This window comes from Acinetobacter sp. 24-47-39, assembly GCF_056783825.1.
In genome coordinates this window covers 1-453 of sequence record NZ_JBWYIP010000037.1, presented here as the reverse complement: position 1 = coordinate 453, position 453 = coordinate 1, and the positions used below count along the sequence as shown (strand labels likewise).

General features: G+C 45.5%; 1 protein-coding gene. It reads left to right on the top strand.

What is annotated here, in order from left to right; translation table 11 throughout:
• On the top strand, positions 1-453 hold a 453-nt coding region (locus AC1M9C_RS14935), incomplete at both ends, for an FAD-dependent oxidoreductase (protein WP_481953977.1).

The window sequence follows — 453 nt, the reverse complement described above, 5'->3', positions numbered from 1 at the left end:
CCGTGGTGTTGCGTACTGCCCACACTGTGATGGTCCATTGTTCAAAGGGAAACGTGTGGCTGTGATCGGTGGTGGTAACTCTGGTGTTGAAGCTGCGATTGACCTTGCAGGTATTGTTGAGCATGTCACTTTGGTTGAGTTTGATACCAAACTGCGTGCTGACCAAGTCCTTCAAGATAAATTGAACAGCTTACCTAACACGACTGTCATCAAAAATGCGTTGTCTACAGAAGTCGTTGGTGATGGCAAACAAGTCACTGCACTGAAATACAAAGACCGTGCGACGGATGAAGAACACACTGTCGAATTGGCGGGGATCTTCGTACAAATCGGTTTGTTACCAAACACGGATTTCTTAAAAGAAACCCAAGTTGAATTAACCAACCGTGGTGAGATTGTGATTAACGATCGCAACGAAACCAATGTAAAAGGTGTATTTGCTGCGGGTGACTG